The sequence below is a fragment of the Rothia mucilaginosa genome, from assembly GCF_049990865.1.
Classification (GTDB): Bacteria; Actinomycetota; Actinomycetes; order Actinomycetales; family Micrococcaceae; genus Rothia; species Rothia mucilaginosa_I.
Window position 1 is genome coordinate 970,020 of record NZ_CP188231.1, and the last position, 25,219, is coordinate 995,238.

A 25,219-nucleotide genomic window follows, 5' to 3' on the forward strand; every position below is an offset into this window, starting at 1 on the left:
CACTACAAGCATGAGCCGGGCGCTTATCCCGCATTAACCTCAGTATTACCGCAGGTCCAGAGCCTTCAGATGGTATAGAACTTTTCAGGAGAACCCCATGAACTCCACCCCCAGCTACGGTGTGCACCGCATTATGGGTGCCGAAACCGAGTACGGCGTCATCGCCCCCTCCGCGCCGGGCACCAACCCGACCGTGCTGTCCGCACTGGTGGTCAACACCTACGCCAAGTTGGCATTCCGCCGCGGCGCCGCCTTCCGTGAGCAGCTACAGCGCCGCGCCCTGGCGGATGAGCTGACCGCCGAGCAGGTACGCCAGGCAGAGAACTACTCGACCGCCACCCCGGAAGGTCAGTGGTTGGGTGAGTCCGAGTCGCCGCTGCGTGATGCCTTCGGTCAGGTGCAGGACGCCTCCACCGCCCATTCGAGCCAGATGACGCACACCCGCACCGAGCTGACCAGCGAAGATATCGCCCTGGAGATTATGCGTGAGGCGGGCGTTCAGGCACCGGGTGAGCCTGCCGAGCCGCGTAGTGCCCTGGATGCGCTCGCCGGTGTGCACGGTCGCGGTGGTTTCCCGGAGCGTCTGGATTGGGACCGCGTGACCATGAACGCGATTCTGCCCAATGGTGCGCGCCTGTATGTGGATCACGCGCATCCGGAGTATTCGTCGCCGGAGGTTCTGACCCCCGCCGATGCGGTGCTCTATGACGCTGCCGGTGACGCGCTGGCGTACGAGTCGCTGGTGGAGTTGGGCAATCACGCGCAGGATTTGCCGCAGGTGAAGCTGTACAAGAACAACACCGATTCGAAGGGCCAGTCGTACGGCGCCCACGAAAACTACCTGATTAGCCGTGATGTTCCGTTCGAGCAGGTTTCGGATGCGCTCCTGCCGTTCTTTGCGACCCGCGCAATTTTTACGGGTGCGGGCCGTGTGGGTATTGGTACGCACGGTGAGGTTCCGGGTTTTCAGATTAGTTCGCGTGCTGATTTCTTTGAGCGCACGATTGGTCTGGAGACCACGATTCGCCGCCCGATTGTGAATACGCGCGATGAGCCGCATGCGGATGAGTCGAAGTACCGCCGCCTGCACGTGATTCCGGCGGATGCGAACCTCTCGCACTATTCGAACCTGTTGAAGTTTGGTACGGCGGCGCTGGTGATGAATCTGATTGAGTCGCACAGCGAGCAGCACCCGGTGCTGCCGGGTGTGCGCCTGTCCGATCCGGTGGCGGCGATGCACGCGGTCAGCCACGATTTGTCGCTGTCGGTTCAGCTGCCGTTGGCGCCGTCTTCGGCAACCCTGCCAAACCCGGTGTCCACGAGTGGTTCTGCGAGCGCCCTGCAGATTCAGCGCGCCTACTATGAGGCATCCCGTGCGCACGAGGAGTCGAACCCGGCGGGTGTGGATGCTGCAACCGCACAGATTCTTGATCTGTGGGGCGAGGTTCTGGACGCCCTGGAAACCAACCCGCTCTCGCTGGCGGATCGTCTGGATTGGGTGGCGAAGTATGCGCTGGTGCGCGGCTATGTCGCTCAGGGCGTAGATTATGCGAATCCGAAGTTGAAGGCGTTGGATTTGCAGTACGCTGATATTGACCCGTCGAAGAGCCTGTATCACCGTCTGGTGGCGCGTGGCCGTATGCGCACGCTGTTCTCTGCGGAGCAGGTGGAGCGTGCGACGACTGAGCCGCCGCGTGAGACGCGCGCGTTTTTGCGCGGCACGCTGATGTCCCGCTGGCCCGAGGAGATTCTGGGTATTAACTGGGATACGGTGTCCTGCCGTGGCAGGTATTCGAAGGATCTGACTCGTTTTACGATGATGGAGCCGACCCGGTACGGTGCCGCCGAGGTGGAACCGCTGCTGGATGAGGTGAACCATTCGGATGAGCTGCTGAACCGCCTGCGCTAGTACGCTAGTAGCACCTCACCACCCCTAAACCCACATCAACTCACATTTTTCCCCGGGGCGAATACCCCCATTCGGAAGAGTGAAAACCACATAACCCACAGGTAGGGTGCAGTAAGACCGGGGTACCAAAACCCTCACCCCACCCCTTACACCCCGCATCCGACCCCACTCAAAACTTATTTGTCCACAACCGAAAACCCCTTGAGGAGAGAACCATGAGCCGCGAACGCATCAGCGCACAGCAGACCGAAACCACCGCAGCCGAGCAGGAGCAGGAACTGACCCTCGCCGCCTCGCACATGGTGTCTGACGTGAGCGAGGTCGACGACCTGCTCGACGAAATTGACGGCCTGCTCGCTGAGAACGCTGAAGACTTCGTCACCGGCTTCGTCCAGAAGGGCGGCGAGTAACCGGCGCACCTGCGCGCCGGGTCAGCATCATGGAACACCGTATTTTCGGCATTGAAAGCGAATTCGGGCTCAGCTACGTCCCGCACGGGCTCGGTCGGCTGAGCATCGAAGAGTCCGCCGCCGCCCTTTTCAAGCCCGTCCTGGATCAGTGGCGTTCAACGAACGTCTTCCTGCCCAACGGCGGTAGGCTCTACCTTGACGTGGGTTCGCACCCCGAGTACGCCTCCGCCGAATGCGGCAGCATTGACGAACTGCTCGCGCAGGAACGCGCCGGTGAGCTACTTTTCGCGGACCTGGCGCGTACCGCCCGTAAGCGCCTGCTCGCAGGTTCGGAGGGTCGCCCCCTCGACGGTGAACTGTACCTGTTCAAGAACAACGTGGATTCGGCGGGCAACTCCTACGGCAGCCACGAGAACTACCTGATCAGCCGCAAACTGCAGTTCAACGACCTGATTAAGCAGCTCGTGCCGTTCCTGGTGACCCGCCAGATTCTGGTCGGTGCCGGTAAGACCCACCCGAACGGTGGCCCGGTGCCCGGTTCGACCGACCCGGCGTCCAGCACGGGTGTGCCCTCGTACTCGTTCTCGCAGCGTGCCGACCACATTTGGGAGGCGGCGTCCACCTCGACCTCGCGCGCTCGCCCGCTCATTAACACCCGTGACGAGCCGCATGCGGACGCTTCGAAGTTCCGCCGCATGCACGTCATTAATGGTGATTCGAACATGGCGGAGCCGACGACCCTGCTGAAGATTGCCAGCACCGACCTGGTGCTGCGCATGCTGGAGGACCGCTTCCCGGTCACGAGCCTGGATATTGTGTCTGTTCCGGCGGCTCTGCGCGCTATCAGCCACGATCTAACCGGTACTGCGACCTTCGAAACCACGGACGGTAAGCATTACACGGCGTTGAGCGTTCAGCGTCACTACCTGGATGCGGCACGCCAGTACGTGCAGCAGTACGGCGCGCACCACCACCACGTGGACTACGCCCTGGACCTGTGGCAACGCACCCTGGACGCTATCGAGTCCGGCGACTACAGCAGCATTGATACTGAGATCGACTGGGCGATTAAGAAGAAGCTTCTGGATGCCTATATTGCCCGCGCCCGCGCCGCTGGTCAGCCTGCCGATTATGCGAGCGCCCGCATCCGTCAGCTGGATTTGGCGTACCACGACATCGACCCGGAGCGTAGTGTCTTCCACGCGCTGGTTCGTCGCGGTGCGGTCAAGCGCATCCTGCCCGAGGGTGCTGCGGAGGCGGCGAAGACTCAGCCGCCGAACACTCGCGCCCTGCAGCGTTCGCGTTTCATTAACGCGGCGGTTGCGGCGGGGGAGCAGTTCACCGTGGATTGGGTGCACTTGAAGCTCAACGCCTACCCGCAGCACACGCTGGTGTGCAAGGACCCGTTTGCTACCGGCAGCGAGGAGCTGGAGGAGGTGCTGAGCCTGCTGGCGTCTAAGGCGCGTCAGCATCAGGAGGCGGCATTCCCGCCGCCCTGCTAATCAACAGCACTGCTAGGCAGCTCTGCTAGAAATGCTCTGACGAGGGGAAACCCACCGGCGGTCGGGGCTGTAGACCTTCGGGAACATCCCGGCCGCAACACAGCTTGAACACAGCTACGTGCCGTAGCATAAAACAGCTAAACCTATACCTGTAAACTGTTCTGTGGCACACGGGCACTCACACGCCCCACTCTCACAGAAAACCCCAGAGGATAACACTATGATGAAACGCTCTAAGCTCACTATTTTCGGTGCCAGCGCGGCAGCTCTCGCGCTCGCACTGTCTGCATGCGGCGAACAGGCAACCAACAACGGCGACCTGTCCAAGGTGCAGTACACCCTGAAGAACGCGACCGCTGAGCCCGAAGCAACTTTCGCAACCCCCTTCGCCGCGTCTAGCCCTTCTGCGTACGTGATTGAGGAAGGTAACGGCGACTCCATCAACGATGGTGACTACGTGCTCGTTGAGGCTGCCGTATTCAAAGGCACCGACGGCAAGATCAACGGTTCCACGTACTCCAGCGAGCCGATTCTATTGCCAGTCAATGAGCAGCTAAAAAAGGCAGCACCGCAGGTATACGAAACCCTGAAGAAGATTAAGGTTGGCGGTTCTTTCTCGTACACCACCAACGTTCTGCAGCAGCGCAGCACCGCAGGCGTGACCACTACGACCGCTTCGCCCGGTACCGCAACTAACGTTGAGGTGTACACCGTGAAGACGAAGCTGCCCAAGTACGCAACAGGTAAGGCCGTTGAGGCTGACCCGTCGCTGCCGTCCTTCACCCTGGATGAGTCCACCGGCAAGGCAGAGCTGAAGATGCCCGATAACAAGCAGGAACACACCGAGCTGGTCTCCAAGACCCTCATTGAGGGCGAGGGCCCCGAGGTGAAGGAAACCGACACCGTGTACGTGCGCTACATTGGCGCACAGTACTCCGACGGTAAGGTCTTCGACGGCAACTATGACAAGACTCCCACCGGATTGTCCCTGCAGGGCGTTATCAAGGGCTGGACTCAGGGCTTGAAGGGTAAGAAGGTCGGCTCCCGTGTTGAGCTGGTCATCCCGGCTGATTTGGCGTACGGTAACGACACCGGCGGTTCCAAGCCTTCGGGCACCCTGGTGTTCGTGGTTGATATTCTGGGTGCGGAGGAGAACCCGCAGACCCTGCAGCGTGCTCAGGCTGCTTCTAGCGCGGCCGCTGCGGAGGCGAGCGCCTCGGCAACCGCTTCTGCGACCGCAACCCCGGCGGCTACCGCTTCTGCGACCGCGCAGTAGCCTGGGACCCATATTTTCGGTACCCACATTTTTATACCGCGCTCGCCGCTTATATGATGTAGGCGGCGGGCGCACCCACTATTTCGATTCATTTCGAACCAATCAAAGGAGACACCCATGTCTTTCGGTCAGCGTAACCTCGACCGCGAAAAGCCCGAAATCGATTTCCCCGAGGGCGACGCCCCCACCGAGCTGGTCATCACCGACCTGATCGAGGGTGCAGGCGCTGAGGTTGTTCCCGGCTCCCGCGTGCTCACCCACTACGTTGGTGTGGCATTCTCCACCGGTGAAGAGTTTGACGCGTCGTGGAACCGCGGCGAGCCGCTGCCGTTCCAGGTGGGCGTTGGCCAGGTTATCCGCGGTTGGGATGAGGGTCTGCTCGGCATGAAGGTCGGCGGCCGTCGTCGCCTGGAGATTCCCGCCGACATGGCGTACGGTGACCGCGGCGCAGGCTCGGTCATTAAGCCCGGCGAGTCCCTGATTTTCGTGGTGGACCTGCTGGACGTCCGCTAAGGACTAGCCAGGTTCTCGCGTTTCTCACGTAAGAGACACGTGGCCCGGTGCTTTCTCCCGATTGTGGGAGGGGCACCGGGCTTTTGCGTGCCGTGGTTTTGGGTGCGGCTATTAGCGCGCCCGCGAGATTTTATACCCGCGCACTCCTTCCGCCCCCGCCCCGTACGCTGAACCGCCCCATACGCTAAGTAAGTGCTGCGGAACACACACGGTATGATGGAATCATGTCCACCGCAGCTCAGCTTTACATGACTCTTCACCGCCTCGCCACCGCCGCCGAGGCACGCGACACCGCAACCCGAACCCAGGGCATCAGCCGCAACGAACTACTGACCCTGCTCGGCATTAGCACGCGCGCTAACGGCTCCCTCAGCGAGTCCCAGGAACGCGCCTTTGAACGAGCCAAGCAGACCCTGCGTGATGCCGGCGCGCGCATCACCCACGTGACCACGGATCTGGGGGAGCGCTACCGCCTCGAACCCAGCAACGCCGCAAAGCTGCCCGCCTGGAACCCTACCGCCGAGGAGTTCCGCCTCATCAACACGATCCTGCGCGGCTGGGAAGGCACCGAACTGCAGGATGACGCCTACCGCATCCTGCGTAAGATTGCGCTCACGAGCGAGAACCTCACCGATGAGGCGCTCGCCGCCGCGAAGATTCAGGACCCGAAGACCGGCAAGCGTCAGCGCGCGAAGAACCTGCACACCTACCGTGAGCCCCTTCAGCGCATTTACTTTAGTGATAACCCGCACCTGAATGAGCTGTTTACCGCCTATGCGGAGCGTAAGACCGTCACGTTCACCTATCAGACGGCTGCCGGTGCGACCCGCCTGCAGGAGAAGGTCAGTGTTGCCGGTATTGGTTACCGTTACGGCACCTGGTATTTCGTCGGGTACTACACCGAGAGTGCGGAACGTAAGGAGTACACCTTCCGTGCTAGCCGTATTCAGAAGCTCACGATGCTCTCGCGTATTGATTCAACCCCCATCAATGCGACGTTCAACGCTAAGAACTGGCTTGAAGACATTCAGGGGTACGAAGAGTACCTGTCCGTCGTGGAGGTTAGCGCCGATTCTACGCGTTCGGAGCCTTTCACTGTGCCTTCGTACGGCACGATTGATAGCGCTGTGGCGGCGACCAGTTACAGCTGCGTGATTGAGCCACCCGCTGAATCAGACTCTGCTGATTCGGGTTCCGAGGCTGCCTCTACCCGCCAGCGTGACAGCTACGCCGCCCAGCAGCAGCTTTTGCGCACCCTCACCGACCTGCACAGTGGCGCGGTCGAAGACCCCGGCACCTGGAGCAAAATCGACCAGCGTAACCGTAATAACGTCCTTGATGCCCTCGTCGACCTGATTCTGGGTCTGCACCGTGCCGACCGCTGGGCGAGCACCCACGGTGAGGCGCCCATGCCGTTGAACCAGCTCAACGCCCTCTACAGCGTGGACACCGACAAAAACCGCGACCTCGGTAAGACCATTATTCCCGAGATTTTCGCGCAGGTAGATACCGTTCCCTTCGATTCTGATCCCAAGGACCCGGACGCGCTCAAGCCCAGCTACATTAACCTGCTGCCGGACTTTGGCGGCGCCACCCCGCACACGCTGCTGAACTACGCGCGCCTTACTGACACTGAGCTCGCCATTCTCGTCTTTACCCTCTCTGCCGCAGATATTCTGCACCCGGCGGATGCGCGTCTGGGCAGTATCCGTGCGGCGCTCGCCGTCGCCTACCCGAACGCGCCCGTCTATGCGCAGCACCTGTGCTTCGCCCCGGAGGAGCCTTTGTTGCAGGAGGCGACCGCCGCCCTGAGTAGCGGCAATGCCGTGACCATTGGTTACGGTACCTCTGAGCGTGCCGCCGACCGCCTGGTGGACCCGTATGCGTTGGTGTTGCACCGCGACCACATGTACCTGCATGCGTGGTGCCGTACCGCTGAGGAACGCTACTATGCGGCGCGCGGTGAGGAAGTCCCCGAGTACGTACCCGAGGCTTTTGCTCACCCCACCACCGGCGAGGCAGCGAACAGTGTAGTTGCAGACAGCGAGGCTGCGGATAATGAAGCGGGGGAGAAGACCCCCACTTTCTGGCGTAATTTCCGCCTCACCCGCATCAACCACATCCGTGAGGCGGGCGCGGGTCGTACCCACCCGGTCACCGGTGACACCGTTCCGCATTGGCACGCGCAGCAGCACAGTACTCAGACCAACCCGTTCGCTGAGTTGCGGATTCACCCGACCGAGCATATTCCCAGCGGTGAGCCACTCGATACTCTCACCGCAACGTACATGCGTCGAAGCACCCACCACGTGAAGAAGGCTTCACGCACCCAGTACGTGCGCATCCACTACTACAACAACGCCCACGGCGCTGGCGATAAGAACATTCTCGATACCGTCATTGCGCACCGAGGTGCCCTCGAACTGGTCGGTCCCGAGCACCTGCGCGCGGCGTTGCTTGACCAGTTGCAAACCCTCAACGCGAGTAGCCGCAGGGGTGTGCCCGCAGAAAAATAGAACTTCACCCACTAGCAAAAACACCCTAAAAACCCATCTAAGGCGCCAAAACATTAACCTAAAACTTGTATAATGGTGCTCATGTCTTGGTGGTTCTGGATTTTGCTATGGGGCGCGCTCATCATCTGCTCGCTCCTCTATTTGGCATGGTTCACCTACAAAGCACTCACTCGCGGTTTCACACTCCTTGACGAAACCGTAACCTGGGTCGAGTCAATCGAGGGACAATTCGACGCAGCGCAAGCGAACGCAAGCCGAAAACTCCCACGAGACACCACCCTCGGGGTATTCACACCCATCACCGAGGCATACAATAACTACGAACAAGGTAAGCAGACACGCAGGTCTGAGCGGATCAAGCGACGGGTCTCCCGACGAGATCGACTCGGCCAACCTCAAAACATCGGAGACCTGCTCTAACCAGAAAGGCACACCATGGGCCAGATTTTCAGCCACCCCGCGACCATCATCGTCGTTATCCTCCTTATCGTCCTGCTCTTCGGCGCACCCAAGCTGCCCGGCATGGCACGCAGCCTCGGCCAGTCCATGCGCATCTTCAAGACCGAAGTTGAGGGTCTGAAGAACGACTCCAAGAAGGACCCCCGCGAGAAGGACGGCGAAGAGGTCGTCACCGCTGAGGTCGTAGACAACGGCAAGGACGGCAAGACCGAAACTAAGTAACGGTCCCGCCCCCAACGCACCAAACCCGTGCCAGCCCACCGGCCGGCACGGGTTTTGCGGCACCACCCCGTAAACACCCCATCAGACCCCCTCAGCCGCATCACATACGGCACCGACACCCAGAGGACACCACGTGGCAACACCCGACCAGGACGTGCGCAACCGCAAAGTCAATCCTGAAGCACGCATGGAACTCAAGGAACACCTGCGCGAATTCCGCGACCGCTTCATCAAAGCGGCTATCGCAACTGTCATCGCAGCCATCATCGGTACGGTCTTCCTCTACCAGCCTTTCATCGAAATGATCTCTGCGCCCCTGGAGCAGATCAACGTAGAAACCGGCCGCAACGCAAACCTGAACTACGGCAGCGTCGCATCTCCTTTCGACCAGCTGCTGAAGGTCGGTATGTACATCGGCTTGGTGATTGCCTCTCCCGTTTGGCTTTACCAGGCGCTGCGATTCCTGCTGCCGGCACTGCACACCAAGGAGAAGAGGTATCTCTTCGGCTTCCTCACCGCATCTATTTTCGCGTTTGGTTGCGGTGTCGCCATTTCGTACTTCACCCTCCCCGGCGTGGTCTACGCGCTGCTGAAGTTCACCCCCGTCAACAAAAATAACTTCATTGACGCGGGCGTGTACATCTCCTTCATCCTGAAGTTCGTTGTGACGTTCTCCTGCGCCTTCATCATCCCGGTTATCCTGGTCGGCATTAACATGCTGGGCCTGATTCGCGGCACCACCATTTTGAAGGCTTGGCGTTGGGTTGTCGTGCTCGTTGCAGTGATCGCAGCGCTGACCGCACCCGGTAGCGACATCATGATGATGTTCGTGCTCATGGCGCCGCTGCTGATTTTCTTCTTCACAGCAATCGGCATCTGCATGATCAACGACAAGCGCCGCGACCGCAAGCTCGCCAAGCTGGCGCAGGGTGCGGATGAAGCAAGCCTGAACACCGCAACCAGCAGTGAAGATCTGGCGAAGATGGGTTACTTCGACGAAGAGAAGACGTCCTAAATTGAATAGCTCGCTGTGAGCGAGGCAGCCGCAAGGGGCGGGGTACAGAGAACCTGTACCCCGCCCCTTTCGCTCGCCCGAAAAAGCATAGCCACCGATGCGCTCGCTGTTCGCCCATACCGGATTAGTGCCCCTGGAGGATGCTTTCTGGAGGCTTGCGGCAAGCGAACCGTTACACTGGACATACTATGAGCAAGCACCACGCACAGCACACATCCGACGCACACACTTCTACCGCTTCTACCGAGCAGACTCCAGCGGAGCGCACCGATTACGCTGCCGCCTACACCGCATCCCGAGAGCGCGCCGCGTATGCGAAGACCGCCCTCGGGGCTTTTGAGGCGTCCCTTGATTTTCCGCTGGATGATTTTCAGCGTCAGGCGTGTGCCGCCGTGGAGGCGGACCGCTCCGTCCTCGTTGCCGCACCCACCGGCGCCGGTAAGACCATCGTGGGTGAGTTCGGTATCTACCTGGCGCTGCGCCGCGGCATGAAGGCGTTCTACACGACCCCCATTAAGGCGCTGAGCAATCAGAAGTACCACGACTTTGTGCGCGCGTACGGTGAGGATTACGTGGGTCTGCTGACCGGCGATACGAGCATTAACACGGAAGCACCCGTGGTTGTGATGACCACCGAGGTGCTGCGCAATATGCTCTACGCCAATTCGACCACGCTGACCGGTCTGGGCTATGTGGTGATGGATGAGGTGCACTACCTGGCGGACCGTTTCCGTGGCGCAGTGTGGGAAGAGGCAATTATTCACCTTCCCGAGCATGTGAACGTTATTTCTCTGTCGGCGACGGTGTCGAACGTTGAGGAGTTCGGCGCGTGGCTGGATACGGTGCGCGGCGGTACGGACATTATTGTTTCTGAGCACCGCCCGGTGCCCCTGTGGCAGCACATGATGGTCGGTCACCGCGTGGTGGACTTGTTCGTACCCGAGGACAACTCCGCACAGGGCAAGAACCAGGAGCCGGAGGAGAAGCTCTCCCGCAAGCAGGCGAAGAAGGCACAGAAGGCTAAGCAGCGCGGCGCAACCGTGGAGGCGGGCGCTAACCCGTTGCTTGCCGGTCTGCGTCTGAACCCGCAGCTGAAGGCGCTACGCCCCGGCTTCCGTTCCGCACCTGGCCGTGGCCGTTACGGTGGTAAGCGTGAACGTTTCCGTCACCGCCGTGAGGGCTGGCTGAATGAGACGTTCAGCGGCGGCTCGAACCGCCGCGATCGCTTCAGTAATGACCGGGACTTTGATGCGCGCGGTGAGCAGAAGCCCCTGCGCCCGCAGCGCATCACCCGCCCGGAGATGGTGCGCGCCCTCGACAAGCAGGGCCTGCTGCCCGCTATTTGCTTTATCTTCTCCCGTGCCGGTTGCGATGGCGCCGTCAGCCACTGCGTATCCGCCGATATTACGCTGACCACCCCTGAACAGCAGCAGACCATCCGCGCCTACATTGCCGAAGCAACAGCGCACCTGGACACCCGCGACCTGAACACCCTCGGCTACTACGAGTGGCGTGACGGCCTGATTCGCGGTATCGCCGCGCACCACGCCGGCCTGCTGCCCCTCTTCAAGGAGGTTGTAGAAACCCTCTTCGCGCAGGGCCTGATTAAGCTGGTCTTCGCCACCGAAACCCTCGCGCTGGGCATCAACATGCCCGCACGCACCGTCATCCTGGAAAAACTCACCAAGTATAACGGCGAATCCCACGTAGACATCACCCCTGGCGAATACACCCAGCTGACCGGACGCGCCGGCCGCCGCGGCATCGACATCGAAGGCCACGCGGTCGTCATGTGGCGCCCCGGCATGTCCCCCGAACACGTGGCAACCCTCGCCTCAACCCGCACCTACCCGCTGAACTCCTCATTCCGCCCCACCTACAACATGGCGGCAAACCTCATCGCCTCCTACGGCGCCGAACGCACCCGCAAAATCCTGGAATCCTCCTTCGCACAGTTCCAGGCAGACAAGTCGGTCGTGGGCGTCGCCTCCCGCGTACGCAAAAACGAAAGCGCCCTAGAAGGCTACCGTGAAGCCATGGCATGCCACCTGGGCGACTTCACCGAATACGTCCAGCTCAGCCGCCAGATCGCCGAACTGGAAAAGAAGGCATCCAAGAGCAACGAACGCCACGCACGCGCGCAGGCACACCACAGCATCCAACAGCTCCTACCCGGCGACATCATCTACATTCCGCACGGCCGCTCCCGCGGCTACGCAGTCGTCATCACCCGCTCCGACTCGCACGCCGACCCGCGCATCGGCATCATCACCGAGGACGCGCACCAGCGCACCGCCTCAACCCGCGATTTCGAAGGCGCCGTCGAACCGGTCTCACGCATCAAAATCCCCAAGCGCCTGAGCCTCAAAACCGCCAAGGAACGCCGCGACACCGCAAGCCGCATGCGCCAGGCACTCTACGACGGCCGCGCCCCGCGTGCGCTCGCACAGCAGAACATCCCGGCTCGTCAGAACAGCATTGACGCGCAGCTGGAGGCTCTGCAGGCTCAGCTGCGTAACCACCCGTGCCACGGCTGCTCCGACCGCGCAAACCACATGCGTTGGGCTGAGCGCTGGCAGAAGCTCAACTCTGAAACGGAAGGGTTGCGCCGTCAGATTGCCCGCCGCACCAACACGATCGCGCAGGTCTTCAACCGCATTGCGCGCCTGCTGGAGAGCTACGGCTACGTTGAGCGCACCGAGGACGGCGAATTGTCGCTCACCACCGGCGGCCAGGCTCTGCGCCGCATCTACGGCGAGCGCGACCTTCTGACCGCCCTGTGCCTGGACGCGCACTTCCTCGACGGACTGGAGCCCGCCGCCATCGCGGCAACCGTCGCCGCACTGACCTACCAGGGTAAGCGCGACGCGGTGGAATACCTGGCTCACTACCCGCACCCGTCCCTGCGTGCACCCATTGCGACGATTACGCAGCGCCTCGCCGACCTGAACGCAGCCGAGGAACAGTTCAAGGTCAACCCGACCCCGGCATGCGACTTCGGCCTGGTCGAACCCATGTACGCATGGGCGAACGGCGCGCACCTCGCAAAGGCAATCGAGGACACCGGCCTTGCCGCCGGCGACTTCGTGCGCTGGGCAAAGCAGGTACTGGACGCCCTGGATCAGATTGCGCACATCCGCTCGCTGGACCCGGTCATTCGCGCCCGCTGTGAAGAGGCGATTGAGGCGGTCCGCCGCGGCGTGGTCGCGCTGGACGTCTAACCGGCGCCTTAGTGCTACACCGTGCATGGTGCTACACCGTGCTACGTCGTATATAGTGCAACGCCATGCCCGACCGGTTCGGACTACCACCCCCGCCACCGCGCACCGTTCCGCCTTATTCCGCCTCATCTGAGGCATGTCGTCTAAGGCACGTCATCTAAGGACGAACGAACTACCGCAGGTAGCGGGGGTGCTTCTATACTCAAATGAGATGCTCAGCTCAGCTACGCGGACACCAATGAAGTGCCCGCGCTCGTGTGCGCCTCGGCGTGCCTCAAAGGTGAAAGGATTCTAATGTCTACCCGTATTTTTGTAGATGGTAGCGTGTACAGCCCGGTCGACCCGTACGCAACCGCAATGCTGGTCGAGGACGGTACCGTCCGCTGGGTTGGTTCCGATTCAGGCGCGCGTTCAATTGCCGACGAATCAGCCACCATCACCGAACTCGAAGGCGCCCTGCTAACCCCCGCCTTTGCGCGCGCACTGGCACCGGTCGCAGGCAAGGAAGCACCCGAAATCCTCGACTACCTGCAGGCATACCGCGCAGCCGGCTACCACACGCACACCCTCCTCGCCGGCATGGAAGACGTACCCGACCTCGTCTCCGCACTCAGCTACTACACCGCCGAACACGGCACACCCGACATCCGCCTCATCCTCAACGCCACCGGCGTAGAAACCGATGAACTGATCAGCGCCATCAAGGCACTACGCCCCCTCACCGAAGGCGAACGCGCCGTCAAGGGCCTGCAGCTGGTCGGCATCTTCGTCGCACCCGCCGAAGCCCCCGCAGCAGCACAGGTAGCCGAAGACGCCGTACTCCTGCTCTCCATCGACGCATCCACCGGCTTCACCCCCGCAGCCGACGCCGCGCTCGCCGTACGCGAAAACCACCCCTGGCTGTCCATCCGCCTAGACGCCGCAATCAGTACCCCGCAGGACCCCATCACCGACGAATACCTCACCAAACTGGCAGAAGCACGCATCAACCTCGGCCTGAGCGTCTGCGAACCCGAAGAAGACGAAACCGCCAATGACACCGTCCAAGCACTCCTCGCACACGCCGGGGGAGAAGCACGCGAGTCAGTAGCCTCCGTAGCACGCCGCGCAAACGCAACCGGCACCTCCATCGCCCTCGGCTCCGACGCACAACTCTACGCACCCGGCGCCTGGTCCCTCATCCGCGAACTCGTCAACGACGAACACGGCATCTCCGCACGCAGCGCCTTCGCCGCCCTCACCCGCGGCGTATACCGCCTAGCACACGAAGAAAACCCCTTCACCGGCCAGCTAACCCCCGACACCCCCGCATACGTAGCACAATGGCGCGTCGAAGCCCTCATGGTCCAAGCACCCGACTCCCGCGTAGCATCGTGGAGCACCGACCCCCGCGCTCGCATTCCGTTGCTTCCGGTGTTGGATGAGGATTCGCCTCTGCCCGTTTTGGAATCTATTTACACTGAAAGTAACTAATTTTTTAGCTTGTCAACAACCTTTTTAGGCTGTTTAGGGGCGGTGGAAGCCCCCGATGGTTCAGTTGCCCACACGTTTACCCGGTATACTGGATACCTACACTGCCTGTTTTATATACACCTGTGAGGGAGTAATATGCGCGTTCTAACTGTCATCCCGACGTATAACGAGAAGGAGAACCTGCCCATCGTGGTAGAGCGTCTTCGCAAGGCAGCTCCCGAGGTGGACATTCTCGTGGTGGATGATAACAGCCCCGATGGCACCGGCCAGATCGCTGACGAGCTGTCGGCTAAGGATTCCCAGATTCACGTTCTGCACCGCACCGTTAAGGACGGTCTGGGTGGCGCATACCTCGCTGGCTTCGATTGGGGCCTTGAGGCAGGCTACGACGTTCTGATTGAGATGGACGCTGACTGCTCGCACCAGCCTGAGCAGCTTCCTTCTCTGGTTCGTGCTGTGGAGGCGGGCGCTGACCTGGCTATTGGTTCGCGTTACGTTCCCGGCGGCAAGACCAAGAACTGGCCTGCTCACCGCCAGATTCTCTCTCGCGGCGCTAACCTGTACACCCGCCTGATTCTGGGCACCTCCATTAAGGACATTACCGCTGGTTTCCGTGCGTACCGCCGTGACGCCCTGCAGCGCCTGAACCTTGATGGTATCGACTCGAAGGGTTACGTGTTCCAGGTTGATCTGGCGTGGCGTTCTGAGCAGGCTGGCCTGAACATTGTTGAGGTTCCGATTACCTTCGTTGAGCGTGAGATTGGCGCTTCGAAGATGGACGGCAACATTATCTTTGACTCCATGTCTAAGGTGACCCGCTGGGGTATGGCTAACCGCGTTCAGAAGCTGAAGAAGGTTCTGGGCAAGTAAGACTTCTTGCCAAGGTGCTTCTTGCACCTGATTTAAACGAAAGGCCGGGGCGGATACATATCGTATCTGCCCCGGCCTTTTTGTGCTTTCGGTAGCGCCCTTTCCTGGCTCATGTACCGACCCCGGCTCACGTACCGAGAAAAGCCAGCACCAAACGAAGAAAGCCCGCTAAGAGCACGAGTGGCGCCTTAGCGGGCCTTCTTACAGCGCGGGCTTCTACAGCGTTTCTACGGTGCTTTTAGAGCGCGTAGTGCTTGCGGTAGTATTCCAGGCGGTCTTCCAGAGTCTTTTCCAGCTCTTCGATGCTGCGGCGTTCCATGAGCATATCCCAGTGGGTACGTGCGGGCTTCTCTTCTTCGGCGTCTGCGGTGGAGTCGCCGTTGACGAGGTATGCTTCCTTACCGGACTTTGCGGTCCATACCGAGGGGATTTCTGCTTCTGCCGCGAAGGTCACGAAAACACGGTCACCGTCTGCGGTACGGTATTCGACGCGCTGGCGGGGCGCGGGCTGTACGTTCGATTCGGTTTCCATCGACTGGGAACCCAGGCGCATACCGCGCAGGCTACGATCGCTCATTTTTCCTCCAGTGTCGTCGGGTGCGCTCTTTGGCGCTTTAGGCATAACGTTGGGCGGGGGAGAGCTATTCCCTCGAACGTTTACAAAACATCCATTATATCGGTAATAGTCTCCGCCCGCCCAGCGTGGTGGTGTTTATTCGGCGTGATTTTTGGTGATTCACGCCTTTTATGCGTTAGATTTCGCGTTTAGCCGTTGATGCCGTAGCTTCCGGGTGCCTGCGGTGCACTCTTGGGCGCCTCCGCTGCGGGCTTCTTCGGTGCGTCCGTAAGGTCGGATGCGGGCAGGGTGCCGAATGCGTTGCCCAGGCCGCGCAGTGCATCGCCGAGTTCGGTCGGGATGAACCAGAGCTTGTTGGCGTCGCCTTCGGCGAGCTTGGGCAGGGTCTGCAGGTACTGGTAGGTGAGCAGCTGCTGGCTGGGGTTGGATTCGTGGATTGCTGCGAAGACCTTCTGCACGGCTTCCGCTTCACCGTTTGCGCGCAGGATTGCGGACTGTGCGTCACCTTCTGCACGAAGAATCTGTGCCTGCTTTTCACCCTCTGCACGCAGGATGGCTGCGCGGGATTCACCTTCTGCGGTCAGAATGTCGGACTGCTTCTGGCCTTCTGCGGTGAGGATTGCGGCGCGGCGGTCACGCTCTGCACGCATCTGCTTCTCCATGGAGTCCTGGATGGATGCCGGGGGCTGGATTTCCTTGATGTCCACGCGGGAGACGCGCAGGCCCCAGCGGCCGGTGGTGGAGTCGAGTACGCCTCGCAGCTCGGCGTTGATCTGGTCACGGGAGGTGAGGGTCTGCTCCAGGTTCAGGCCACCGACGACGTTACGCAGGGTTGCGCTGGTCAGTTCGTCCACGGCGCGAATGTAGTTGGTGATTTCGTAGGTTGCAGCCTTAGGGTCGGTGACCTGGAAGTACACGACGGTGTCGATGCCGACCACGAGGTTATCTTCGGTAATCACGGACTGCGAGGGGAAGGAAACGACCTGTTCACGCAGGTCGATGAGGGGCAGCACGCGGTCAACTACGGGGATAACGAGGTGCAGGCCGGGGTTGAGGACGGCGTGGAACTTACCCAGTCGTTCGACGATGCCGGCTCGTCCCTGCGGGATGACGCGCACGGTCTTTGCGAGCATCGTCAGCACGAAGAGGATGAGTAGGACCGTCAGAATAAGGCTGATAGGCATTGTTTCTCCTTATCGGTGAGTTATATGGTGTGTTTTTGGGTATCTGAACCTGCTTCTAGGGCCAGTATTCAGATGGGTCTTAGTTGTTGGTCTTAGTCGTGGGGGAGAGGCTCTACGATTGCGGTAGCGCCCTCAATGGCTCGTACCCTCGCGTGCGATCCTGCAACGAGCGTTCCGGAGGCGGTGCGCGCCGTCCAGGTGTCGCCAGCTAGTACCACTAAACCGGTTTCACTAGTCACATCTTGAGTGACTCGCACCTCAGTACCAATGAGTGCTTCGGCATTAGTGACAGCTCCGGTGGCTGATCTATTGAGTTTCTTCAGCAGTGGCGGGCGCAGACCAAGAACCAGAATCACGCAGATTACCACGAAAATAACGGTTCGAATCAGCATGTTATCCACGAAGGGCGATATTGCTGCGGTGACGCCTGCGCTGATCGCCAGCATGAGAAAGAACAGGTCGAGGCTGAGCATTTCTATGACGGCGAAAACGAGAGCGAGTGCAACCCAGAGCGTCCAGGGTGTCTCAAAGAGCCAATCCACGAGTTTTCTCCTTTGATGTACATCAACCGGCGTGGTTGACGTTGGATCTGCACACGAGGCGACGACACCTTCGTGATGCGGGGTATATCCATTATTTCAGGTGGATTGAGTACTGGCGACGGTTCTGGTGACCGAGTGAGGTTAATACATGAACTGTTAAGACTTTATTTAGATACGGGGAATCTCGGGTTCATTCTAGACCTCCCTAAAAAGCCGATAATATACATTATGTAAAGTAGACCTATTTTTCACTACCCCACCGGCTACTCACCGGTGCTTTCTACGCTCTAGCTGGTACGGGTTAAAACTGCGCTCCTCGTGGTGCGACTACTGCGACTGCACTGTTCCATCCGTGGCTCTGCGCTCAGCTAGGCGCTCATATACCCCGAACCTTCGGGCCCCTCAGCGCCTCCCGTTAAACGACAAACACCCGAGACGAGCTCACACCATTCGGTGCGCCCCGTCTCGGGTGCCTGTCATCAGCTACTGAGCTTTTTTATTCTGGGCTTCTTTATTCTGCGTGCTTTTCGCTGAACTCTACCCAGGCGTTAAGCACACGCTCCGCTGCGCCGGATGCAATAGATTCGCGCGCATCAGCCAATGCCTGAGTGAAACGGGTCTCAAAGCTCTCGCCGTTGACCGGGCGGTACGCGACCAGGCCAGCCGCAGCGTTCATCACCACAGCGTCGTGAATGGCGCGCAACGGGCTCTTCGGGGACTCGCCCTCCCCCGCCAAAATTGCGCGGAAAACGCCCGCGTTGTACTCGGCGTCGCCGCCACGCAACTGCTCCAGCGGTGCGTTCTGCAGACCGTACTCGGTCGGGTCAAAACGGTACTCGGTCAGTTCGCCGTCTACGGCCTCCCACAGGCGGCTCGTGGTGGCGATGGTCAGCTCATCCAAGCCGTCATCACCGCGGAAAATCAGGGCGTGATCGCCGCGCTCCGCGAAGACGTGAGCCATCTTCTCAGCCATGACCGGGTTAGCAACGCCGATAGCCGAGGACTTCACGCGAGCCGGGTTCGTCATGGGACCCAGGTAGTTGAACGCGGTCGGAATGCCCAGCAGGCGGCGGGTTGGGCCCACGTGGCGCATTGCCGGGTGGAAAGTCATCGCAAACAGGAACGTGATACCCGTCTCGCGAGCGCATTCGGCGACTGCGGGAATGGGCATGTCGAGGCGGATTCCGAGGGCTTCGAGGACGTCTGCGGAGCCGGATTTGGAGGTGGAGGCGCGGTTACCGTGCTTGACGACGGTGGCGCCGGTGCCTGCGATGACAAGGGCTGCCATGGTGGAGATGTTGACGGTGTTTTGCTGGTCGCCGCCGGTGCCGACGATGTCTACGGCGTGGGGGTCGATGTCGATGGTTTCGGCTTTGGCGATCATGCCGGCTGCGAGTGCGCCGAGTTCTTCGGGGGTTTCGCCTTTGGAGTGGAGGGCGGTGAGGAAGGATGCGAGGATCGGCTGTTCGGTTTGGCCGGTCATGATGTGGTCCATTGCCCAGGCGACTTCGGTGTCGGTGAGGTTTTGGTGTTTGATGAGCTGGTTGAGGATGTATTTCCAGGTGATTTCGTGCGTAGTCATGTGTTAAGTGTAAAACCCCCGCCGCGTATCTGCATGGTTGGGTGCAGTATGCGAGACGGGGGTTTGTTAGGTGTGTTGCGCTTTAGTGGCGCGTGGTGGGTGCCTTCGGTTTAGTGGAAGGAGTCACCGCATGCGCAGGAGCCTGCTGCGTTGGGGTTGTCGATGGAGAAGCCCTGCTTTTCGATGGTGTCTTCGAAGTCGATGGTGGAGCCTTCGAGGTAGGGTGCGCTCATCTTGTCGACGATGACTTCTACGCCGTCGAAGTTGCGGACTGCGTCGCCGTCGAGGACGCGCTCGTCGAAGTAGAGCTGGTAGATGAGGCCGGAGCAGCCGCCGGGCTGGACGGCGATGCGCAGGCGCAGGTCGGTGCGGCCTTCCTGTTCGAGGAGGGTGCGGACCTTGGTCTGTGCTACTTCGGTGAGGTTGACGCCGTGGGTCGGCAGTTCGGTGGTGGTTTCACTCATTGGTGTTGTCCTTTTGTTTGGTTGGTTGCCCGTGTGCGCCGCGTGTGGGTGCGTGTGGGCGTTTTAGCCTTCACGATACGCGCCCGGGTGTTTGATGTACAACCTAGGGTGTGCATAGTTCGCCGGGGGCGTGAGTTTTGGTGTGGAGGCTTGACATGTAATTCTGCTTCTAGGATACCGAAAAAGTGGGGGTTGGGGGTTGGGGTTTGTGACCCTTCTCCCCCACTTTTTGTGGATGTTCCTAGCGGGCGCCGAGTGCGCTCAGAAGCAGCGCCTCCGCGAGGATTGCGTTCTTGAAGTCCGGGATGTAGAGGGACTCGTTGGCGCTGTGTGCGCGGGTGTCGGGGTCTTCTACGCCGGTGACGAGGATCTGTGCCTGCGGGAAGAGGTCCTTCAGGTCGGAGATGAACGGGATGGAGCCGCCCATGCCGGTCTGTACGGGTTCGACGTCCCATGCGGCGCGCATTGCGTCGAGGGCGGTCTGTGCGCCGTCTGCGTCGACTTCGGTGGCGAAGGGCATGCCGGAGTCAACGGCGGTGTAGTTCGCCTGTGCGCCGTGGGGTGCGTGTGCCTTGATGTGTTCGGCGAGGGCGCGGTGTGCGTTTTCGGGGTTGTCGCCGGGTGCTAGGCGGGTGCTGATGCGTGCGCGGGATACGACGGCGAGGGTGTTGGAGGAGGTTGCGATGGAGGGGATGTCCATGCCGATGACGGAGATTGCCGGCTGGGTCCACAGGCGGGAGGCAACGCTACCGGTGCCTGCCAGGGGTACGGTGTCGAGGATGCCGGAGTCGTTGCGGAAGTCTGCTTCGGCGTATTCGAGTTCGGGTTCGGGGGCGCGGTGCAGGCCTTCGACGGCTACGGCGCCGGTGGCGTCGTGCAGGGTGGCGATGAGCTGTGCCATGAGGGTGTGGGCGTCGAGCATGGGGCCGCCGAACATGCCGGAATGGATGGCGTGGCTGCCGACGCGTACTTCGATGTCGCCGGATGCGACGCCGCGCAGGCTGGTGGTCAGTGCGGGTACGCCGGCGCGCCAGTTGGCGGAGTCTGCGACGACAATGTAGTCGGCGGACAGTTCCTCACGGTAGGTTTTGAGGAAGGAGACGAAGGAGGGCGAGCCTGCCTCCTCTTCACCCTCGATGAAGAGCTTCACGCCGAGCTTGAAGTCATCGCCGAGAGTCTCGTTGAGGGCTGCGAGCGCGGCAAGGTGCACGAGGATGCCTGCTTTGTCGTCTGCTGCGCCGCGGCCGTAGAGTCGGTCGCCCTTACGGGTTGCGACGAAGGGGTCGGTGTCCCACAGGTCGAGGTCGCCGGCGGGCTGCACGTCGTGGTGGGCGTAGAGCAGGATGGTCGGGTAGCCTTCTGCGGCGGGGCGGGAGGCGATAACGGCGGGCATGCCCTGCTTTTCGGTGCCGTCTGCGGCGGTGTAGGTGGCGCGTTCGATGCGTACGTTGTCGAAGCCTGCCTTGGTTGCGAGCGCGGCGACTGCCTCGGCGCTGCGGTCTACCTGGGTGAGGTCGTGCGATTCCCAGGCGATGGAGGGAATGGCGACGAGCTCGGTGAGGGTCTGCAGGGTTGCTTCGAAGTTTTTGGTGACGGCGTCGCTGAGGGCGCTGTGGTGGGTGAATTCAGTAGTCATGTTTCTACCTTACCCCCACCTTGACCCTGCCTTGCCCCTAACCGCCGGGTGGTTGGGGTTGTTTCAGTTGCTGGTGTGGGCTTGTGGGGGCGGGTTTGGTGTGTGCCGTTCGGGTATGATGGGAGGGTGTTTGGTCGTAAGAAAGAGAAGGCTGAAGCGGAAGCTGTTCAGCCGCAGGTTGTAGAGGAGCCTCAGGCTCCGGTTAATCCGAAGTTCACCCCGAAGAAGGGCCGTCCTACTCCTTCGCGTAAGGAGCAGCAGGCGGCTCGTCGTCAGCCTCTGGTTGTTAATGACCGTAAGGAGGCGAAGGCTCGTGAACGTGAGGCGATGGCGAAGGCTCGTGAGCGTCAGAATGATGCGTTGATGGGTGGCGATCAGCGTTACCTGCCCGCCGTGGACCGTGGTTCGCAGCGTCGTTATATCCGTGACTACATTGATGCGCGCCGTAACCTTGGCGATTTCATGCTGGCTGTGCTGCTGGTTCTGCTTATTGGTGGCTGGATTGCTCAGGGTGTGGCTGGTACGTCTTCTGCGGCGGCGCCGATTTATTACGGTTCCGTCTACGCAATGTATGCGCTGATGATCCTGTGGGTTGTTGACTACTTCATTTTGTGGCGCAGCTTGAAGAAGAAGCTGATTGCGAAGTTCGGTGAGGTTCAGCGTGGTTCTGGCATGTATGCGTTTAACCGTGTGATGATGATTCGTCGTATGCGCCGCCCGGTTCCGATGGTGAAGTACGGCGAGTACCCGCACTAAGTCGTTAGTGCCTTATAGGTGCTTGGGGAGAGGTCCTGAAGGTTCAGGCCTCTCCCCTATTTTTATATTCTTATTTGTTCTTGCGCGAGAAGCCACATGTGTTTCGAGAAGCTACTTCTTTGGTGGCTTTTCGAAACACATGTGGCTTCTGGACGTATAACCGTGGCTAGACGCCGGTACGGTTAGGCGTCGATTTGGGAGTAGAGGATCTGCCATGTGCCGTCGCGGTGTTCGAGGGCGAAGACGTAGATTTCTTCTTCCTTGTCGCTACTCCAGGTTTCTTGGCGGCCGTCGGGTTCTACCTCGGTGTGTTTGTCCCATTCGTGGTTGGTTTTCAGGTAGTAGGTTCGGCTGTCGTCGCTCCAGGGTATGCCTTCGGGTTCGAAGTGTTCGATGCCGTCGATGACCCATCCGCCGCGCTGGTAGAGCGCTTCTATTTCGCGATAGATTTTGAGTTCTCCGTCGTTTGAGGTGGAGAGGAATTCGCGTGCTTTGCTGTAGTCGCCGGTTTGGACGCCGTAGTTGACCCACTGGTTCCAGGCGTCCATGGTTTTGAGGATGCCCTCCGGGGTCTTTGCGCGGTATCCGTTTTCGGGGGCGTTGGGTTTGGGGACGTTCTGGGCGGGGCCTTTGGCGTCTGCTTTGCGGTATTCGCCGTTACTGGCGTTGTTGCCGGCGCTACTGCTTGAGCTGCTGCTGGTGGCAGGCGTGCCGGGAGCTGTGGAGCCATCTCCTGCAGTTATGATGTCGTGCGGCACGCAGGCGGCGAGTAGGGCGCTGAGGCTGATGAGTGTGCCTCCGGTCAGCATTGAGCGGCGGTTCAGCATGTTGGGGTTCATGGTTGGTCCTCCACATCGTTGTAGTGCATGGTCTCCCGCTTATCTCCATTATGCGCGAGCGCGAACTTATACGCTCAGAAGCCACATGTGTTTCGAAAAGCTACTTCTTTAGTGGCTTTTCGAAACACATGTGGCTTTTCGGCGGAATAGAGGGCACACAAAAGGGGGCACCGCCTCCACCCCAACGGGTAGAGAACAGTGCCCCCTTTCAGCACGCCAAGTTAGCGCACAGAGTCAACACGTCGGGGAGCATAAAGCCCCCCGCCTGTACACCTTTTAGCGGCGAGCGCGGCGCAGCTTCACCAGGCCACGGTTAATGTGTGCCGCCCAGAGCGGACCCTCATACAGGAACGCAGTGTAGCCCTGCACCAGGTCAGCGCCAGCGTCCAGGCGCTCCTGCACATCCTCAGCGGTGGTCACGCCGCCAACAGAGATGATAGCGAGGTCGTCGCCAATTTCGCGCTTGAGCAGGCGCAGCACCTCAAGGGAGCGGGGCTTCAGCGGCGCACCGGAAAGACCGCCGGCACCGATTTCCTTGACCTTGGTCATGTCGCTGGTCAGGCCCAGGCCGTCGCGGGCGATGGTGGTGTTGGTGGCGATGATGCCGTCCAGCTTCAGTTCCTTCGCCAGGGCTGCCACCTCAATCACGTCCTCGTCGACCAGGTCCGGCGCGATCTTCACGGTCAGCGGTACGTGGCGGTTGGGGCATACGCGGTCTGCCTCTTCACGCACGGCGGCAAGCAGCGGGCGCAACGACTCGATAGCCTGCAGGGTGCGCAGACCCGGAGTGTTCGGGGAGGAGACGTTGACGACCAGGTAGTCTGCCTGCGGTGCCAGGGTGCGGGTAGAGATCAGGTAGTCCTCGATAGCGTTTTCAAGCTCAACGACCTTGGTCTTGCCGATGTTCACGCCAATGACGGGGCGTACGGCGCCGCGGTATTCGGTTTCGAGGTCTGCGCGGGCGGCGGCAACGCGCGGGCCTGCCGCTGCGGCACCGTCGTTGTTGAAGCCCATGCGGTTGATGACCGCCTTATCTTCCACGAGGCGGAAGAGGCGCGGCTGCGGGTTACCCGGCTGCGCCTGACCGGTAATGGTGCCAATCTCGACGTGGCCGAAGCCGATACCAGCCAGTGCAGCAATGCCCTTACCGCCCTTGTCGAAGCCTGCAGCCAGGCCGAACGGCGAGGGGAAAGTAATGCCCATGACGGTGGTTGCCAGTTCCGGTGCGGGCTGGAAGTACTTGCGCAGCGCGCGGGTGATGCCGACGTTGCGCAGGGTCTGAACGCCCCAGAAGCCGACGTGGTGTGCCTTCTCGGGGTCCATGCCCTTGAAGAAGATGTTGAAGAAGGTCGGGTAGATGCGCATTTGTTCTCCCTAGTGTTGGAGGGTGTGGGTGGTTTATGGGGCTATGAGCCGGGCGTGCCTGGTCTGTATACCGGGGGCTACTTGTCGTTGGCGACGGCGTCGACAGCGCCACCGTAGCGGCGGTCGCGGCGTGCGTACTCTTCGACAGCTTCCCAGAGGGTGCGGCGGTCAACGTCGGGCCAGAGCACGTTCATGAAAATCATCTCGGCGTAGGCGCTCTGCCAGAGCAAAAAGTTCGAGATGCGCTGCTCACCGGAGGAACGCAGGAACAGGTCAACGTCGGGCAGGTCCGGCTCGTCCAGGTACTTCTGGATGGTCTTTTCGGTAATGTTGCCGGGCTTGAGCTTGCCCGCCACAGCGTCCGCTGCGATAGCTGCCGCCGCGTCAGCGATTTCTGCGCGGCCGCCGTAGTTCACGCACATGGTGAGAGTGCAGACGGTGTTGTCGATGGTTTCGCGCTCGCAGTGTTCGAGCTCTTCGATGACGTTCTTCCACAGCTTGGGTCGGCGGCCAGCCCAGCGGATGCGCACACCCCAGGTCTTGAGGGTTGCCAGCTGGCGCTGCAACACCTCGGTGGAGAAACGCATAATGAACGCCACTTCGCTGGGTGAGCGCTTCCAGTTTTCGGTGGAGAACGCGTAGGCGGTCACGTACGGGATGCCCATCTCGATAGCGCCCGCAACAACATCCAGCAGTGCCGCCTCGCCGGCGCGGTGGCCCTCGGTGCGGGGCAGGCCGCGTTCGTTTGCCCAGCGTCCGTTACCGTCCATGACGACGGCGACGTGCTGCGGAATGAACTTCTTCGGAATCGGCGGCGGGGTTGCCCCGGTGGGGTGTGCGGGCGGGGGTACGGGCTGGGTGCGTGCCATGTGTGCCTTTCTTCCCTGG

Annotated in this window: 21 protein-coding genes; 12 read left to right on the forward strand and 9 right to left on the reverse strand. The window is 60.8% G+C overall.

The annotated features are described in order from the left end of the window. Positions 1-97 precede the first annotated feature (97 nt). From dop to ACP3RB_RS03915, 11 genes are all read left to right on the forward strand, one after another. On the forward strand, positions 98-1,909 hold the full coding sequence (gene dop, locus ACP3RB_RS03865) for a depupylase/deamidase Dop (protein ID WP_426699490.1): 1,812 nt from the start codon (positions 98-100) through the stop codon (positions 1,907-1,909). A 215-nt stretch (positions 1,910-2,124) separates the two neighbouring features. Next, positions 2,125-2,319: a ubiquitin-like protein Pup gene (locus ACP3RB_RS03870; RefSeq protein WP_426699491.1), complete on the forward strand. Its 195-nt coding sequence runs from the start codon at positions 2,125-2,127 to the stop codon at positions 2,317-2,319. 29 nt (positions 2,320-2,348) lie between these two features. Further along, positions 2,349-3,821, forward strand: coding sequence for a Pup--protein ligase (gene pafA / locus ACP3RB_RS03875; protein ID WP_426699492.1), 1,473 nt, complete (start codon positions 2,349-2,351; stop codon positions 3,819-3,821). A gap of 220 nt (positions 3,822-4,041) precedes the next feature. Further along, on the forward strand, positions 4,042-5,097 hold the full coding sequence (locus ACP3RB_RS03880) for an FKBP-type peptidyl-prolyl cis-trans isomerase (RefSeq protein ID WP_314644498.1): 1,056 nt from the start codon (positions 4,042-4,044) through the stop codon (positions 5,095-5,097). Positions 5,098-5,214: 117 nt separating this feature from the next. Further along, positions 5,215-5,610: an FKBP-type peptidyl-prolyl cis-trans isomerase gene (locus ACP3RB_RS03885; RefSeq protein ID WP_005508667.1), complete on the forward strand. Its 396-nt coding sequence runs from the start codon at positions 5,215-5,217 to the stop codon at positions 5,608-5,610. Between the two features lie 224 nt (positions 5,611-5,834). Further along, positions 5,835-8,126 carry a WYL domain-containing protein gene (locus ACP3RB_RS03890; protein WP_426699493.1) on the forward strand — a complete coding sequence of 764 codons (2,292 nt, stop codon included), beginning with the start codon at positions 5,835-5,837 and terminating at the stop codon, positions 8,124-8,126. 435 nt (positions 8,127-8,561) lie between these two features. Next, positions 8,562-8,807, forward strand: a complete 246-nt coding sequence (gene tatA, locus ACP3RB_RS03895; RefSeq protein ID WP_005506024.1) for a Sec-independent protein translocase subunit TatA — start codon at positions 8,562-8,564, stop codon at positions 8,805-8,807. Positions 8,808-8,940: 133 nt separating this feature from the next. Then, positions 8,941-9,822, forward strand: a complete 882-nt coding sequence (gene tatC / locus ACP3RB_RS03900) for a twin-arginine translocase subunit TatC (RefSeq protein ID WP_426699494.1) — start codon at positions 8,941-8,943, stop codon at positions 9,820-9,822. 188 nt (positions 9,823-10,010) lie between these two features. Further along, positions 10,011-13,043, forward strand: a complete 3,033-nt coding sequence (locus ACP3RB_RS03905; protein WP_426699495.1) for a DEAD/DEAH box helicase — start codon at positions 10,011-10,013, stop codon at positions 13,041-13,043. A 294-nt stretch (positions 13,044-13,337) separates the two neighbouring features. Continuing rightward, complete coding sequence (locus ACP3RB_RS03910) at positions 13,338-14,516, forward strand: amidohydrolase (RefSeq protein ID WP_426699496.1); 1,179 nt, start codon at positions 13,338-13,340, stop codon at positions 14,514-14,516. A 135-nt stretch (positions 14,517-14,651) separates the two neighbouring features. Beyond that, complete coding sequence (locus ACP3RB_RS03915; protein WP_426699497.1) at positions 14,652-15,386, forward strand: polyprenol monophosphomannose synthase; 735 nt, start codon at positions 14,652-14,654, stop codon at positions 15,384-15,386. A gap of 238 nt (positions 15,387-15,624) precedes the next feature. Here the strand turns inward: ACP3RB_RS03915 and ACP3RB_RS03920 are convergent, their stop codons facing one another. The 6 genes from ACP3RB_RS03920 to ACP3RB_RS03945 all read right to left on the reverse strand — a co-directional run bounded on the left by ACP3RB_RS03920 (position 15,625) and on the right by ACP3RB_RS03945 (position 21,371). Further along, positions 15,625-15,963, reverse strand: coding sequence for an RNA polymerase-binding protein RbpA (locus tag ACP3RB_RS03920; protein WP_005506034.1), 339 nt, complete (start codon positions 15,961-15,963; stop codon positions 15,625-15,627). A 188-nt stretch (positions 15,964-16,151) separates the two neighbouring features. Beyond that, entirely contained in the window at positions 16,152-17,147 is a 996-nt protein-coding gene (locus ACP3RB_RS03925; protein WP_426699498.1) for an SPFH domain-containing protein, read from the reverse strand. Between the two features lie 92 nt (positions 17,148-17,239). Continuing rightward, entirely contained in the window at positions 17,240-17,689 is a 450-nt protein-coding gene (locus tag ACP3RB_RS03930; RefSeq protein ID WP_426699499.1) for an NfeD family protein, read from the reverse strand. 511 nt (positions 17,690-18,200) lie between these two features. Continuing rightward, the gene (gene trpD / locus ACP3RB_RS03935; RefSeq protein WP_426699500.1) at positions 18,201-19,271 is read right to left on the reverse strand and encodes an anthranilate phosphoribosyltransferase; all 1,071 of its coding nucleotides are present in this window, start codon (positions 19,269-19,271) and stop codon (positions 18,201-18,203) included. Positions 19,272-19,381: 110 nt separating this feature from the next. Then, the gene (locus ACP3RB_RS03940) at positions 19,382-19,735 is read right to left on the reverse strand and encodes a HesB/IscA family protein (RefSeq protein WP_049358261.1); all 354 of its coding nucleotides are present in this window, start codon (positions 19,733-19,735) and stop codon (positions 19,382-19,384) included. A gap of 241 nt (positions 19,736-19,976) precedes the next feature. Further along, positions 19,977-21,371 (reverse strand): M20/M25/M40 family metallo-hydrolase, encoded by a 1,395-nt coding sequence (locus ACP3RB_RS03945; RefSeq protein ID WP_426699501.1) that lies wholly within the window; start codon positions 21,369-21,371, stop codon positions 19,977-19,979. Positions 21,372-21,497: 126 nt separating this feature from the next. Between ACP3RB_RS03945 and ACP3RB_RS03950 the strand changes: the two genes are divergently transcribed. Then, positions 21,498-22,127 carry a DUF3043 domain-containing protein gene (locus ACP3RB_RS03950; RefSeq protein WP_426699502.1) on the forward strand — a complete coding sequence of 210 codons (630 nt, stop codon included), beginning with the start codon at positions 21,498-21,500 and terminating at the stop codon, positions 22,125-22,127. Between the two features lie 182 nt (positions 22,128-22,309). On the opposite strand, the gene ACP3RB_RS03955 is transcribed toward ACP3RB_RS03950, so the two are convergent. The 3 genes from ACP3RB_RS03955 to ACP3RB_RS03965 form a co-directional block, all read right to left on the reverse strand. Further along, the gene (locus tag ACP3RB_RS03955; RefSeq protein WP_426699503.1) at positions 22,310-22,966 is read right to left on the reverse strand and encodes a DUF6318 family protein; all 657 of its coding nucleotides are present in this window, start codon (positions 22,964-22,966) and stop codon (positions 22,310-22,312) included. Between the two features lie 276 nt (positions 22,967-23,242). Further along, positions 23,243-24,331, reverse strand: coding sequence for a quinone-dependent dihydroorotate dehydrogenase (locus ACP3RB_RS03960; protein WP_049341239.1), 1,089 nt, complete (start codon positions 24,329-24,331; stop codon positions 23,243-23,245). A 77-nt stretch (positions 24,332-24,408) separates the two neighbouring features. Next, a complete protein-coding gene (locus ACP3RB_RS03965; RefSeq protein ID WP_005509086.1) occupies positions 24,409-25,200 on the reverse strand; it encodes an isoprenyl transferase in 792 nt (263 codons plus the stop codon). Positions 25,201-25,219: the final 19 nt, after the last annotated feature.